This is a genomic window from uncultured Phycicoccus sp. (assembly GCF_947495705.1).
GTDB lineage: Bacteria > Actinomycetota > Actinomycetes > Actinomycetales > Dermatophilaceae > Phycicoccus.
The window spans coordinates 90,054-104,073 of record NZ_CANLZR010000011.1 but is presented as its reverse complement, the minus strand read 5'-3'; the positions used below and the strand labels follow the sequence as shown (position 1 = coordinate 104,073).

Annotated in this window: 12 protein-coding genes; 5 read left to right on the top strand and 7 right to left on the bottom strand. The window is 74.9% G+C overall.

Translation table 11 applies throughout. From position 1 onward, the window contains the following. Positions 1–137 precede the first annotated feature (137 nt). The 3 genes from Q0963_RS14635 to Q0963_RS14625 are packed head-to-tail and all read left to right on the top strand — an operon-like array spanning position 138 to position 2,753. A complete protein-coding gene (locus tag Q0963_RS14635; RefSeq protein ID WP_299447407.1) occupies positions 138–839 on the top strand; it encodes an ATP-binding cassette domain-containing protein in 702 nt (233 codons plus the stop codon). Position 840: 1 nt separating this feature from the next. After that, the gene (locus Q0963_RS14630) at positions 841–2,145 is read left to right on the top strand and encodes a hypothetical protein (RefSeq protein ID WP_299447404.1); all 1,305 of its coding nucleotides are present in this window, start codon (positions 841–843) and stop codon (positions 2,143–2,145) included. Beyond that, positions 2,142–2,753 carry a hypothetical protein gene (locus Q0963_RS14625; RefSeq protein ID WP_299447401.1) on the top strand — a complete coding sequence of 204 codons (612 nt, stop codon included), beginning with the start codon at positions 2,142–2,144 and terminating at the stop codon, positions 2,751–2,753. Before Q0963_RS14630 ends, Q0963_RS14625 begins: the two co-directional genes overlap by 4 nt. A 66-nt stretch (positions 2,754–2,819) precedes the next feature. Here Q0963_RS14625 and Q0963_RS14620 read toward each other — a convergent pair whose 3' ends face one another. Continuing rightward, positions 2,820–2,951 carry a hypothetical protein gene (locus Q0963_RS14620; RefSeq protein ID WP_299447398.1) on the bottom strand — a complete coding sequence of 44 codons (132 nt, stop codon included), beginning with the start codon at positions 2,949–2,951 and terminating at the stop codon, positions 2,820–2,822. Positions 2,952–3,118: 167 nt separating this feature from the next. On the opposite strand from Q0963_RS14620, the gene Q0963_RS14615 reads away from it, so the two are divergent. Then, positions 3,119–4,123: a LuxR family transcriptional regulator gene (locus Q0963_RS14615; protein ID WP_299447395.1), complete on the top strand. Its 1,005-nt coding sequence runs from the start codon at positions 3,119–3,121 to the stop codon at positions 4,121–4,123. A 38-nt stretch (positions 4,124–4,161) separates the two neighbouring features. Here Q0963_RS14615 and Q0963_RS14610 read toward each other — a convergent pair whose 3' ends face one another. From Q0963_RS14610 to Q0963_RS14600, 3 genes are all read right to left on the bottom strand, one after another. Continuing rightward, the gene (locus Q0963_RS14610; protein ID WP_299447393.1) at positions 4,162–4,839 is read right to left on the bottom strand and encodes a hypothetical protein; all 678 of its coding nucleotides are present in this window, start codon (positions 4,837–4,839) and stop codon (positions 4,162–4,164) included. A 76-nt stretch (positions 4,840–4,915) separates the two neighbouring features. Beyond that, positions 4,916–6,205, bottom strand: a complete 1,290-nt coding sequence (gene clpX, locus Q0963_RS14605) for an ATP-dependent Clp protease ATP-binding subunit ClpX (protein WP_299447390.1) — start codon at positions 6,203–6,205, stop codon at positions 4,916–4,918. A 131-nt stretch (positions 6,206–6,336) separates the two neighbouring features. Then, positions 6,337–9,687, bottom strand: coding sequence for a BTAD domain-containing putative transcriptional regulator (locus Q0963_RS14600; RefSeq protein ID WP_299447388.1), 3,351 nt, complete (start codon positions 9,685–9,687; stop codon positions 6,337–6,339). 103 nt (positions 9,688–9,790) lie between these two features. Here Q0963_RS14600 and Q0963_RS14595 point away from each other — a divergent pair, with 103 nt between their 5' ends. After that, positions 9,791–11,230 (top strand): FAD-binding oxidoreductase, encoded by a 1,440-nt coding sequence (locus tag Q0963_RS14595; protein WP_299447385.1) that lies wholly within the window; start codon positions 9,791–9,793, stop codon positions 11,228–11,230. A gap of 77 nt (positions 11,231–11,307) precedes the next feature. Here the strand turns inward: Q0963_RS14595 and Q0963_RS14590 are convergent, their stop codons facing one another. The 3 genes from Q0963_RS14590 to Q0963_RS14580 form a co-directional block, all read right to left on the bottom strand. Continuing rightward, positions 11,308–11,952 (bottom strand): ATP-dependent Clp protease proteolytic subunit, encoded by a 645-nt coding sequence (locus tag Q0963_RS14590; RefSeq protein ID WP_299447382.1) that lies wholly within the window; start codon positions 11,950–11,952, stop codon positions 11,308–11,310. A 28-nt stretch (positions 11,953–11,980) separates the two neighbouring features. After that, positions 11,981–12,607, bottom strand: a complete 627-nt coding sequence (locus Q0963_RS14585) for an ATP-dependent Clp protease proteolytic subunit (RefSeq protein ID WP_299447380.1) — start codon at positions 12,605–12,607, stop codon at positions 11,981–11,983. Positions 12,608–12,744: 137 nt separating this feature from the next. Then, positions 12,745–14,004: an MFS transporter gene (locus Q0963_RS14580; protein ID WP_299447377.1), complete on the bottom strand. Its 1,260-nt coding sequence runs from the start codon at positions 14,002–14,004 to the stop codon at positions 12,745–12,747. Positions 14,005–14,020: the final 16 nt, after the last annotated feature.

Sequence of the window (14,020 nt, the reverse complement as noted above, 5' to 3'; positions counted from 1 at the left end):
TCTCCTTCACCCCCGCGGTGTTATCCCCCGCGCGGCTGCGCCTGGGCCCCCCCGGGGGGCACCCCCCCCCCCCCCCCCGGGGGGGGGGGCCCCCCCCCCCCGGGCCCCCCCCCCACGCCGCCGACGAGAGGCCGGTCATGACCATCGAGCTCGACCACGTGTCCGCGCGACGCTCCCGCACGCTCGTCCTCGAGGACGTGAGCGCCGTCCTCGACGAGCCGGTGACGACCGTCATGGGGCCGAACGGGGCCGGCAAGACGACGCTCCTCCAGGTCCTGGCCGGCCTCGTCCGTCACACGGGCGAGATCCGCTGGGAGGGTCAGGTCCTGCGCCACCCCCGCGACCTCGCCCGGATCGGCTATGCGCCGCAGACCATCATCTGGCCCGCGCGGCTGACGCCTCGCGAGGTGTGCGGCGTCGCGGCACACCTGCGGGGCGTCGACGCGGACGCCGTCGCGGCCCGGGTGACCACGGCCCTCGAGGCCGCCGGCCTGACCGAGGTCGCGGACCGCCGCGCCGGTCGGCTGTCGGGCGGGCAGCGGCGTCGTCTCACTCTGGCCCAGTCCCTCGTCCACGCCCCGGACCTGCTCCTCCTCGACGAGCCGACTTCCGAGCTGGACCCCTTGTTCTGCGACGCCTTCGTCGACACCCTGACCGCGCTGTCGGCGCGACACCGGGTCGTCATCACGACGCACAGCATCGACGACGTCGCCCGGTGGCCCGGCGGCGTCATCCTCCTGGGCCCCAAGGGCGTCGCCACCGTGGAGAACGCCGCCGCCATGTCCGCCGACGCACGAGCGGACGCCGTGCGCTCGGCCTTCCGCATGCTGACGGTGTGACATGGGGCTGCTCCGCGCCCGTCGTGCCTCCTTCCTGTCCCGCACGCCCCTCCTCGTGGCGGCGCCGGGGATGTTCGTCCTCGCCCTCACCGTCATGCAGGAGTCGTTCTCCTCGTGGCGCACCGAGTGGGGCTGGGCGTGGGTCCAGTGGGCCGCTCAGGTCCAGCTGACCGGTCCCGTGACCGCAGGCGTGGCCGCCTGGGTCGTCACCGACGCGCTGAGGGGCGGTCGGGGCGACTGGCTCGCGACGACGGTCCGCGGCGGCTCCGCCCTCCGCCGGAGCGCCCTCCTCGCGGCCGCGCCCGGGCTGGCCGCTCTCGGGGTGACCGCTGCGACCCTGCCGCTCGTCCTCGACGGCGTCGAAGGTTCGGCACGATGGCCGCTGCTGGCGGCCGCCAGTGCGGTCGTCACCCTCCTGGCGTGCGGTCTCCTCGGTGCCGTCGCCGGACGCCTGGCTCCCCACCCGGCCACCTCGGCGGTCGTCACCATCACGGTGTGGGCGCTGGTCGTCGGCCTCCTCCCCGCGGGCCGGGCCTGGTTGCGGACCGGGGGCGCCGGCGAGTCGCTCGCGGGGTACGAGCTCGATGCCGAGGTCGTGGGCCACCGCGGGATCGCGCTCCTGCTCCTCGGCGCCGTCGCCTTCTTGCTGCTCCGCAGCCGCCCGATCACCACCCGGGGCCCGTGGGAGCTCGGCGGCGACGCGCTGTCCGTCGGTGCGCTCCTGGTCTTCCTCGTCTGGAGCGGATGGTTCTCGGCATCCGTCTACGACGTGCACCCGGACCCCGAGAGCCGCGCGACGGCCTGCGGCACCTGGTCCGGGACGACCGTCTGCGTCCTCCCGGAGCACGCGGACGGCCTCGCCGAGGTGGGGCCGGCCGTCGCCGCGGCCGTGGAGGTGCGGCGCTCGGCGGGTCTCGAGACCGGGGACCGGGTGCTCGAGCTGTCGCCCTGGCAGGTCGAACGGACGGACGGCAGGAGCGGCCACGCCGGGCCGGACGTCGGCTTCCGGTGGAGTGGGTCGGACACCGGCGTCGTCGGCGCCGTCGCGACCGTCTTCGACCCCGTCGGCTGCTGGGCGGCCTCCGACGGACTCCTCCCGGACCAGCTCGAGACCTGGTCCCGCGCCTCCGAGGTGCTCACCGGCCTCGCCGGGGACCTCGCGGACCGTCCGGTCCGGGCCGGCACCGGGGCATGGGCCACGTTCCGGACTCTCGACCGGGAGAGCCGCGAGGCCTGGCTGCGCGCGGCGCTGCCCGCCGCTGCGGCGTGCCGAGCCGACCTCGTGCCGGAAGTGCCCGCGCCGTGAGGGCCCCCGGCGTGTGGACGGTGCTGCGCACGTACGACCTGCGGACCGCGTCCGGGCTCCTCGGCCTCGCGGGCGTCGTCCACGTCGTCGTCGGTGAGCAGACCGTCGTCGTCCCCGGGTCGGTGGGTTCGGGGACCCTCAACGCCGCGCTCGTCGCCGGCCTCCTCGCCGGCGCCGCACCGGTGTTCGCACTCTCCGGGCCCACGCCATGGTGGGCCTGGGGCACCACGCGGTCCCAGGGCCCCTACCTCGCGACCGTCGTCGCCTGCTCGGTCACCGCGCTGCTCGCGGTCGGCCTGCTCTGCGAGGCCCTCACCGGGCGTGCAGCGGCCCTGGGGTGGGTCGCCACCGCAGGGGCCATGCTGGCCCTCCTCGCCGTCCTGCGGCGGCCTGCGTTCGCGGTCATCGGTGGGGCGGCGCTCGTCATCGCCGCCGTCGTCGTCGCCCCTTCCGAGCCGGGCCCGCTGGCCGCGGGGGCCCTGGCGACGGCCTGGTACGGCACCCAGACCGTCCTTCCCCCGACCCTCGTCGTCCCGGTCGCGCTCCTCGCCCTCGGGAGCCTCCTCGCCGTGCGCACGGTGACGCGCCTCGGCTCGCTCCCCGACTGACCGGGGCGTCCACGACACGGCGAAGGGGTGGGACCCTCCTGGCCCCACCCCTTCGCCTCCGGTACGTCACCAGCAGGCGACGCACACCTTCGCCCGGTCCGCCGGAGCGCGGGACGAGTCCGACGCCTGGGCGGTCCCCCCAGCGGTGCCCAGCGCGGTGGACACCACGATGACGGCGATGAGACGACGAACGGTCATGCTTCCCCTCCTGTCCTCGACGAGCCTGTCTCGCCGGTGCGCTCATCGTGGCGAGGACGGAAGGGCGCCGTGGCCGAACGCGATGTCCGCATGACGACGTGGCATCGACGTGCAACGCCCGGCGATCCCGCAGCGAGATCCCCTCTCCCACAGTAGGGTCTGGGTCCGTGAGCGGGGTGACGGGGGGCCGGTGGCAGGCCGACGTGTATGCCGCGGTCGCAGCCCGCCCGAACGCCTCGACCGCCGACCTCGCTGCGCGGCTCGGTCGCCCCGAGGCGGAGCTGCGCCCGCTCCTCGACCAGCTGCGTGCCCGCGGCCTGGCCGTCGAGTCCCAGGTCGTCCCCGGCGGTTGGCGGGCGGTCCACCCGAGCCTGACGATCGGACAGGACCTCGCGACGCGGGAGCGTGACCTCCAGGACCACCTCGCGGGACTCGCAGCGCTGCGGCACGACCTACGTGAGCTGACGCAGCTCTACTCGGAGGCGACCCCGGACGTCGACCCGGACGCCGTGGTCCCGCTCCCGGACCGCGACGCGGTCCTCATGCGGATCGACCAGCTCGTGGCGGACGCCCGGGTGGAGGTCGCCTCCTTCGTCAGCAGCAAGCCGTCGGTCCGTGCGATCACCGAGTCCCGCCCACTCGACGAGCTCCTCGCGCAGCGGGGGGTCGCGATGCGCACGATCGGGCTCGAGGCCTTCGTCCGGGACCCGGCGATGGCTCGGGCCCTGCGCGAGAGCGCGGCCATGGGGGTCCGGACGCGGCTGGCCCCGACGCTCCCCACCCGGATGCTCGTCGTCGACGGGCGGGAGGCCGTGGTGGCCAACAACGCCGTCGAGCCCGGCCGGGGCGCGATCCACGTCCGCAACCCCGCCGTGGTGGCCCTGCTCGTCGACCTCTTCGAGAGGTACTGGGCCACTGCCACGCCGTTCGGCGAGCCCGTCGCGTCCCCGCACCTCGACTCGCCGCTCACTCCGACCGAGCTCGCGGTCCTTCGCCTGCTGGCGCTCGGCCACAAGGACGAGGCCGTGGCGCGGGCCACGGGACAGTCGGTGCGGACGGTCCGCCGCATCGTGGCCGGGACGTGCGAGAAGGTCGGCGCCAAGGGGCGGTTCGACCTGGCGCTGCGAGCCGCGGCGAACGGGTGGCTCGGCGACTGCCGTCCTCGGCCCTGAGGCGCGGCCCGGGGTCGGGACGCCGCGTGAGGAGCCGGTCAGGCCGGCATCGGTCGCGGGTTGCGGGCGGGGCTGCGGTCCTCCACGCGCCGCAGTCCGGTGGGCCGGACCGCGAGCCACGGGACGTCCCAGCCGGACAGCCCGATGCGTCGCTCGACCACGGTGTCGCGCCGCAGGTGGTCGACCCGGCCCGTCGCGGGGTCGTAGACGTCGAGCATCCGGTCGCCGTCGCCCGGCAGGACGAGGACGACGTGCCGCGGCAGCAGCCGGTTGCCGATGTACAGCAGCGCCGGCTCGCCGTCGGCGACGACGTCGACGAGCCGGTCGAAGCCCGTCAGCAGGCCGCCCTCGTCACGGCCGCGGAGCACATCGAGCTCGTACTCGGTCCCGCGCCGGGAGGCGCCGAACTCCAGCTCGTGCTTGGCACCCCAGGGCGGGGTGCCGAGCGCCCGCGGCCACGGGAGCGACAGCACACGCCCCGCGCCGACGAGGCCGTTGGTGCGGCGCATGACGACCCGCTCGTAGGCGGCGAACCGCTCGGCCTGGGTGGCGCCCGACGGCGACCCGGGCGGGTGCGGCTCGCCGGTGCGGACCCACGAGGCGAACACCGGGTCGACGAGCATCCGCGCGACCGTGAGGCACGCGGATCCGCACGTCACCGGTGACTGCTGCACCGGCCCGGTGTCGCCGGCCCGGAGCCGGAAGGTGGTCGCCACGGACCCATCGTTACCACCGCAGCGCCCGGGCGCCACTACCGGCACGCCCGGATGTGGACGGCGGGACGCCGTCGGGTCAGGCGGAGCGCTTGCGCGGGGCGCGCTTGCGACCGGTCTCGGCCTCGTGCCGGACGATGGTCGGGTTGACGTTCTCGAGGACGACCTCGCGGGTGACGAGGACCTTGGCGATCTCCTCGTCGCTCGGGACGTCGAACATCACCGGGAGGAGGACCTCCTCCATGATGGCGCGCAGTCCTCGTGCGCCGGTGCCGCGGGCGAGTGCCTGCTCGGCGACGGCCTCGATGGCCTCGGTGTTGAACTCGAGGACGACCCCGTCGATCTCGAACATCTTCTGGTACTGCTTGACGAGCGCGTTGCGCGGCTCGGTGAGGATGCGCACGAGGGCCGCGACGTCGAGCGGGGTCACCGTCGTGATGACCGGGAGCCGGCCGATGAACTCGGGGATGAGCCCGAACTTCATGAGGTCCTCGGGCATGACCTCGTGGATGCTCTCGGCGAGGTCCTTGGGGGTGTGCAGCTCGGACCCGAAGCCGAGGCCCTTCTTGCCGTTGCGGGACTCGATGAGCTTCTCGAGCCCGGCGAAGGCGCCGCCGACGATGAAGAGCACGTTCGTCGTGTCGATCTGGATGAACTCCTGGTGCGGGTGCTTGCGCCCGCCCTGCGGGGGCACCGACGCCGTCGTGCCCTCGAGGATCTTCAGGAGGGCCTGCTGCACGCCCTCGCCGGACACGTCACGGGTGATCGAGGGGTTCTCGCTCTTGCGGGCGATCTTGTCGACCTCGTCGATGTAGATGATCCCCGTCTCGGCCTTCTTGACGTCGTAGTCGGCGGCCTGGATGAGCTTGAGGAGGATGTTCTCGACGTCCTCGCCGACGTAGCCGGCCTCGGTGAGCGCCGTCGCGTCGGCGATGGCGAACGGGACGTTGAGCATCTTCGCGAGCGTCTGGGCGAGGTAGGTCTTGCCGCAGCCTGTGGGCCCGATGAGGAGGATGTTGGACTTCGCGATGTCGACGTGCTCGGCGTCCTTCTTGCCGCTGCCGGCCGCCTCGCCCGCCTGGATCCGCTTGTAGTGGTTGTAGACCGCGACGGCCAGCGCGCGCTTGGCGACGTCCTGGCCGACGACGTAGTTCTCGAGGAAGTCGAAGATCTCACGCGGCTTGGGCAGCTCGTCCAGGCCCAGGTCGCTGGACTCGGCGAGCTCCTCCTCGATGATCTCGTTGCAGAGGTCGATGCACTCGTCGCAGATGTAGACGCCGGGGCCGGCGATGAGCTTCTTGACCTGCTTCTGCGACTTCCCGCAGAAGGAACACTTCAGCAGGTCGCTGGTCTCTCCGACGCGCGCCACGGATGCGTCCTTCCCTCGACTCCGGCAACGCCCCCGACGCTACCCGCCGAGGGTTCCTCCTGCACCCATTGAACCGTCGGCCGACCCGGCGCGTCGCGTGTGTCCGCTGTCAGCGCAACCCGCCGCCGTCCTCAGAACCCGTGGCGTGCCCGCTCCCCGGCGAACCACTCCGCGAAGACAGGGATCTCCCACTGCGCGCACTGCGCGAGGGCGGCGTCGGCCAGGGCGGACGCGTCGGCGCCGTCACCGCAGGCGGCGGCCGCGAACGCCAGGTAGGCGTCCGCCGGCCCGGACGCCATACCGGACCCGGCGGTGCAGGCGTGCCCGGAGAGCGGGGCCAACCGGTGCCGGACCTCGCGCGCGAGCGCGGGGTCCCCGAGGTAGAGCGCCAGGCACGCGGCGTGCGCCCAGTTCACCGGGCTCAGCCACATCTGTGGGGTGACGTCGACCGGGTGCTCGGCGAGGACCGCGCGGGCGCCGTCCTCGTCCCCGGCGCGCCAGCGGTACGCGGCGACGGTCGCGGCGAGCGGGAACGGACCGTCGAGCAGCGTCGCCAGCGCGTCCGCGGCCTCCCCCGGCCGGCCGGACCACACGGCCACGCCGAGCTCGGCCCCCTCGAGCGCCTCCACGGCCTGGTGGATGCCGGTGTGCACGTGCGCCCGGAGGCGGGTCAGGGCCTCCTCGCACTCGGTCCACCGTCCGGCCATCGCCAGCCAGGGCACGACCATGTTGTCCAGGACGAGCTCGCCGAACGGGACCCGCAGCCGCAGCGCCTCGGCCCGGGCGCGGCGCACCGCCGGCCACAGCTCCGCGGTCCGGCCCAGCTCGGAGAGCGCGACGGCCCGCAGCGTCGTCGAGACGAGGGCGCCCTGCTCGTCCCCGGCGCGACGGGCCGCGGCGAGCGCCTCGTCGGCGTGGGCGAGCCGCTCGTGCGCGGGGTCCCCGCACAGCAGCGCCATGAACCCCACCTGGTGGGCGGCCATGAGCAGGCCGGGGTCGCCGATCCGGGCGGCCATGTGCAGCGCCTCGTCGACGAGCCTGCGGCGCTCGTCGTGCGGGTCGGCGTAGTACGTCTCCGTGGCGAGACCGAGCAGGCACCGGGCGCGCAGCGGCGAGTCCCCGGCCGGGAGCTCCGCCAGAGCACGGCGCAGGGCGGCGACGACGCCGGGGTGCGCCTCACCCTCGGGCGCCGACTGCCACAGGACGCCCTCGGTCGTGGCGACCGCCGCCCGGGCCAGACGCTCGACGTCGCCGAGCTCCTCGGCGACGGCGATCGCGGCCTCGACGGTCGTCGTGAGCTCGTCCCACCGGGCCGCCCAGCGGCTCGCGGCGACGAGCTCCATGAGCGCGTCGTAGCGGTCCCGCGCCGTGCTCGCCGGATCGTGCGTCATCGCGTCGAGGGCGGAGCGGAGGAGCGAGACCGCCTCGTCGTGTGCGTGGGCGGACACGGCCGACCGCGCTGCGCGCCGGGCCGCCGGCCAGGCCTGCGCGGCATGCCGGGGGCCCGCGGCGAGCCAGTGGTGGGCCTCCTCCGACTCCCGGCCCGGCTGGTCCGCGAGCGCCCCGGCCGCGACGGCGTGCCAGCGGGCGCGACGGGTGGGGCCGAGCCGGGTGTACACCGCGTCACGCACGAGGGCGTGCGCGAAGGCGAACCGGCCGATCCCCTCCTCGCGCACCAGACCCTCGTAGACGGCCGGTTCGAGGACCTCGAGGACCTCGTCCTCGACGCCGCCGACGAGGGCCACGAGGGTCGTGTCGTCGAAGTGCCGGCCGAGGACCGCGGCCCGCCGCAGGACGTCCGCGGTGCGCTCGGGCAGGCGCTCGACGCGCCGGGCGAGCAGCTCCTGGACCGCCGCCGGTGGCCCGGCGTCGTCGAGCAGCCCGGCGAGGCCACCGGTGGCGGACCCCGCACCGCCCGGGTGGGCGGCGGTCCGCGCGTACTCGACGACGAGGAAAGGGTTGCCGTCGGTGCGCTCGCGGAGCCGGCGGGCGTCGTCGACGCCGGTCGGCTGCGCGGTGACCGCCGTGACGATGCCCGCGACGTCGTCCGCGGCCAGGCCCCCGAGGGCCAGCCGCAGCGCGTGCGCCCGGGTCAGGGACTCGAGGACGTCCGCGAGCAGCCCGGACGGCGCCGGCCGGTCCCGCCACGTCACGATGCCGAGCAGCGGCGCCTCCCGGGTGGTGTCCGCGAGCAGCCGCAGCACCCGCAGAGAGGCCGAGTCCGCCCAGTGCAGGTCGTCGATGACCACGACGACCGGGCCGTCGGCGGTGCTCTGCCGCACCCGCCGGACGACGTGGTCCCAGGCCCGGAAGTCGTCGCCGGGGCCGGCGCCGGCGACGTCGGGCGCCTCGAGGCCGAGCCCCTCCAGCACCTCGAGCCACGGGTGCAGCGGCGGCGCGCCCTCGTCCTGGGAGCAGTGCCCCACGGCCACCCGCAGGCCCCGGGCACGCGCGTCCTCGGCGAGCTCGGCACTCAGCCGGGTCTTGCCGATCCCGGGGTCGCCGGAGACCGCCGCGAACCGGGTCCGGCCGTCGGCCGCCGCCGCCAGCGCCTCGAGCAGCGCGGCCCGTTCGTGGTCGCGACCGAGCAGCGGCCACGGGGCGACGTCGGCGCGGCGGTGGACGGCCGGCCCTGCCGGTTCCCCGGTCGTCGGCGCCGGGCGCGCGGACGCCCGCGGCGGCGGGCGCCAGGAGAGAGCGGGGTCCTGGCGCAGCACCGCGTTCTGCAGCGTCCGCAGCTCCGCACCCGGGTCGATGCCGAGCTCGCGGTCGAGGAGCCGGCGTACCTGCCGCAGCGCGTCGAGGGCGTCGGCCTGGCGCCCGGCCCGGGTCAGGGCGAGCACCCGCAGCGCCCACAGCCGCTCGCGGAGCGGGTGCTGCGCGGTGAGCGCCTCGAGCTCGGCGGCGGTGGTGCCGTGCCGGCCGAGCGCGAGCAGGGCGGCGGCGCGGTCCTCGTGCGCGACGACCCGCAGCTCCTCGAGGTGCGCCCGCTGCGCGACGGCGGCCGCCGCCTCGCCGAGCTCGAGGAACGGAGTGCCGCGCCACCAGCCGAGCGCCTCGTCGAGCGCGGCCACCGCGGCCTCGAGCTCCTCCGCGCCGAGCGCCGGTGGGTCGAGCAGCGGGCCGGACAGCCGGCGGTGCTGCTCGCGGACCGCGGCGTCGAAGCGCACGCTGTCCTGGGCCGCCTCGGGGACGCGCAGCGCGTAGCCCGGCGCCGCCGTGACCAGGACCCGGGCCGGCGCGCGGCGCGGCCGGTCCGGCTCGAGCACCTTGCGCAGCCCGGCGACGTACGCCTGGAGCGTCGTCGTCACCCCGGGCGGCGGCGTCTCCCCCCACAGCAGGTCGACGAGGACGTCGACCGGGACCGGGCGTCCCGCCGAGAGGGCGAGGGCTGCGAGGAGGCTGCGCTGCCGGGGGGTACCGAGGTCGAGGGGCCCGCCGGGAGCGCGCACCTCGACCGCGCCGAGCACCGCGACCTCCACGGCGCGAGCATACGGAGCGACCGGCCCGCAGCGCGCCCCCAATCCGGCTCCAAGTCGACTCCAAGTGGCACCGGCGATGGTCCTCCACGACAGCAACCCACCCATGGAGGACCCGATGACCCTCGAGATCACCCACCCCACGTCCCGGCCCGCCGAGATCGTCGACGCCGCCGCGCTGCGCGACCTCTGCGACGCCGAGATCCACCTGCCGGGCGAGCCCGGCTACGACGACGCCCGCGCGCCGTGGGCCGCGTCGGTCGACCAGCGACCGGCCGCCGTCGCTTACCCGCGCTCGGCGGAGGAGGTCTCCGCCCTCGTGCGGGCCGCGGCCGTGCTCGGCCTGCGCGTCGCCCCCCAGTCGACCGGCCACAACGCCGGCCCGCTCGCCGCCCAGGGCCTCGCCGACGTCGTCCTCGTGCGGCTCGGCCGGCTCGACGAGATCACGGTGGACGCCGAGCGCCGGGTCGTGCGCGCCGGCGCCGGCCTGGTCTGGGAGCCGGTCGTCGAGGCCGCCGCCGAGGCCGGTTTCACCGTGCTCCACGGCTCGTCCCCGGACGTCGGGATCGCCGGCTACAGCCTCGGCGGCGGCTCCGGGTGGTACGCCCGCAAGCTGGGCCTGTGCACGAACAACCTCGTCGCCGTCGAGCTCGTCGACGCGCAGGGCCGCATCCTGCGGGCCGACGCCGAGCACCACCCCGACCTGTTCTGGGCGGTCCGCGGCGGCGGGGGCAGCTTCGGCGTCGTCACCGCGCTCGAGCTGCGGATGTTCGACTTCGCGACGACGTACGGCGGCATGCTCTTCTGGGACGTCGCCCACACCGAGGACGTGCTGCGGACCTGGGCGGCCTGGGCCGTCGACGCCCCGGACGAGGTGACGACGTCCTTCCGGGTCCTGCGGGTCCCGCCGCTGCCCGAGGTCCCGGAGATCGTGCGCGGCCGCGACATCGTCGTCATCGACGGCGCGGTGCTCGCCGACGACGAGACCGCCCGGCAGATCCTCGCCCCGCTGCGGGCGCTCGAGCCGGAGGTCGACACGTTCGGACGGGTACCCACGCGGGAGCTGATCCGGCTGCACATGGACCCCGAGGGGCCGACCCCGGTCGCGTCCTCGACCGCGATCCTGCACTCGCTGCCCGAGTCCGCGATCGCGAGCGTCCTCGAGGCCGTCGGGCCGGGCGCGGACACGGCGATCGACCTCTTCGAGCTCCGCCAGCTCGGGGGCGCCCTCGGCCGGCCGCACCCGGGCGGCGGCGCGACCTCGCACTTCGAGGGGACGTTCCTCACCCTGGCGCTCGGGATCGCGATGACCCCTGAGCGCGGGGCCCGGGCGCACGAGGAGGCCCACGCGCTCACGGACACGCTCGCGCCGTTCGCGAACGGCCGGAACTACCTGAACTTCGCGGAGAACCCGGTCGACGTCGCGTCGTTCTTCTCGCAGGACGCGTGGCGGCGGCTGACCGAGGTGCGGGCGACGGTCGACCCCTCCGGGCTCTTCGTCGGCAACCACCCGGTGCCGGGCGCGGAGCGGGAGTCCGGCAGCTGACCCGCGTCCCGGCGGACACGCCGACGCCGCCCGCACCTCGGGGTGCGGGCGGCGTCGGCACGGTCAGCGGCGTCCGCTCAGACGGAGCCCTTGCGCGAGGCGAGTACCTCGTCGATGAGGCCGTACTCCTTCGCGGCGTCGGCCGAGAGGATCTTGTCGCGCTCGATGTCCTTGCGGACGAGCTCGACGTCACGGCCGGAGTGGGCGGCGATCGTGTCTTCGAGCCACCCCCGCATCCGGATGATCTCGTTCGCGTGGATCTCGAGGTCGGACGCCATGCCGCCGGTGCCCTCGATGGCGGGCTGGTGGATGAGCACCCGCGCGTTGGGCAGGGCGAACCGCTTGCCCTTGGCTCCCGCGCCGAGGAGCACGGCGGCGGCCGAGGCCGCCTGCCCGATGACGAAGGTCTGCACGTCGGGGCGGATGTACTGCATCGTGTCGTAGATGGCGGTCATCGCCGTGAACGAGCCGCCGGGGCTGTTGATGTACATGAGGATGTCGCGGTCGGGGTCCTGGGACTCGAGCACGATGAGCTGGGCGATGACGTCGTCCGCGGACGCGTCGTCGACCTGCACGCCGAGGAAGATGATGCGGTCCTCGAACAGCTTGGTGTACGGGTCGAGGCGCTTCATCCCGTAGGACGTGCGCTCCTCGAACTGGGGGAGGATGTAGCGGCTCTGCGGGCCCGGCACGGCCAGGCGGCCGGTGATGTCTGGGTACATGTCTCTCTCTCGCGTCGTCTCGGCCGGGTCAGTCGGAGGTCACGGGGTTGTCGCCGTGCCGCCCCGCCATGTCGGCCTTGGTGATCACGTGGTCGACGAAGCCGTACTCCTTGGCCTCGGGCGCGGTGAACCAGCGGTCGCGGTCGGAGTCGATCTCGATCTGGTCGACCGTCTGCCCGGTGTGCTCGGCGATGAGCCCGGCCATCTGCTTCTTGATGTGGATGAGCTGCTCGGCCTGGATCTTGATGTCCGAGGCCGTGCCGCCGATGCCGCCGGAGGGCTGGTGCATCATGACGCGGGCGTGCGGGGTGGCGTAGCGCTTGCCCGGGGTCCCGGCCGAGAGGAGGAACTGCCCCATCGACGCGGCCATGCCCATCGCGACGGTGGCGACGTCGTTGGGCACCCACTGCATCGTGTCGAAGATGGCCATCCCCGCGGTGACGGAGCCGCCGGGGCTGTTGATGTAGAGCCAGATGTCCTTCTCGGGGTCCTCCGCCGCCAGGAGCAGCATCTGCGCACAGATCGCGTTCGCGTTGTCGTCGCGCACGTCGGAGCCGAGGAAGATGATCCGCTCCTTGAGGAGCCGGTTGTAGATGTGGTCGTCGAGGCCGGACTTCTGGCCCTCGCCCGCGGCGACGATCTCGGGGTCGTTCACGCTCGTGTCGCTCCTCGCTCGTGTGGTTCGTACCTTCCAGTGACCCTAACGCCCGGCCCAGGCGGAGGTACTCCCGGTCCGCCGTGTGTTCGCCCTGAGCACAACGGGCCCCGAGGACCCCCGGACCCGCCCGCCGGTCAGCCGACGGGAGCGTCCGTCGCGGGGGCCGGGGGACGCGGCGCGGAGCGGGGCCGGCCGTCGGGCTCGCGGACCGAGGGGACGACCGACAGGGCGAGCACGGCGAGCGCACCGACGACGAGCAGCGAGTGCAGGACGCCGACGCGGTCCCCGAGGAACCCGAGCAGCGGCGGGCCGGCGATGAAGGCGACGTAGCCGATCGTGGCCACGACCGACATCCGGGCCGCCGCCCGCGCGGGGTCGTCGGCCGAGGCGCTCATCCCCACCGGGAACCCGAGCGCCGCGCCGACACCCCAGACGGCGGACCCGATGAACGCGACCCAGTCGGAGCCGAAGACGACGAGCGCCGCCCCGAGGACCGCCAGGGCGAAGCTGACCCGCAGGACCGGGATCCGGCCGTAGGTGTCGATCAGCCCGGTGCCGAGGATCCTCCCCACGGTCATGAAGGTGAGGAACGTCGCGAAGCCCAGGACCCCGACCCACTCGGGCACGTCGTGGCCCTCGGTGAAGGCGACGGCGAGCCAGTCGTTGGCCGTGCCCTCGGTGAACGCGGCCGCCAGGACGACGACGCCGATGAGGAGGGTCCGCGGCTCGAGCCAGGCCGAGCGCTGCCGGACGGGTGCCCCGGTGGCGGCGTCGGTGGAGCTCGGCACGGCGGACCGTGGGAGGAACCGCGGCACCGCCCAGACGGCGAGGCCGACGGTGACGACGGCGGACCCGACGAAGTGCGCGAGGAGCGAGACGCTCCCCCACGACATCCCGGCGCCGATGAGCGCCGACACCACGGTGCCGCCGGAGAACGCGGCGTGGAAGTGCGGCATGACGGAGCGGCCGAGCGCCCGCTCGACCCCGGCCCCCTCGAGGTTCATGGCGACGTCCCACAGCCCGACGCCGAGCCCGAGCAGGAACAGGCCGGCACCGATGACGAGGCGGGAGCCTCCGGTGGTGACGACCGCCCCGACGGCGACGAGGCCGGCGAGCGCCACGCCCATGCCGAGGGCGACGGTGCGTGAGGCGCCCAGCCGGTCGCTGACCCGGCCCGCCAGGGGGAGCCCCACGACGGAGCCGACGCTCGCCGCGAGCAGGGTGACGCCGAGCTCGCCCGCAGTCAGCCCGAGGGCGACCTTGGTGTCGGCGATCCGGGACGCCCACGACGCGAAGACCAGGCCCGCGAGGCCGAAGACGACGAAGACGGCGGTCCGCGCCCCCGCGACCCGGGCGGGTGGCAGGGCGGGAGCGTCGGTCAGGCGGGTGGTCACGGGCGGTCCTCGGGCG

Bases quoted from the DNA above. Each gene is read 5' to 3' on its own strand.
- Q0963_RS14635 (WP_299447407.1), top strand. From the start codon at position 138: ATGACCATCGAGCTCGACCACGTGTCCGCGCGACGCTCCCGCACGCTC.
- Q0963_RS14630 (WP_299447404.1), top strand. From the start codon at position 841: ATGGGGCTGCTCCGCGCCCGTCGTGCCTCCTTCCTGTCCCGCACGCCC.
- Q0963_RS14620 (WP_299447398.1), bottom strand. From the start codon at position 2,951: ATGACCGTTCGTCGTCTCATCGCCGTCATCGTGGTGTCCACCGCGCTG.
- Q0963_RS14595 (WP_299447385.1), top strand. From the start codon at position 9,791: ATGGAGGACCCGATGACCCTCGAGATCACCCACCCCACGTCCCGGCCC.
- Q0963_RS14590 (WP_299447382.1), bottom strand. From the start codon at position 11,952: ATGTACCCAGACATCACCGGCCGCCTGGCCGTGCCGGGCCCGCAGAGC.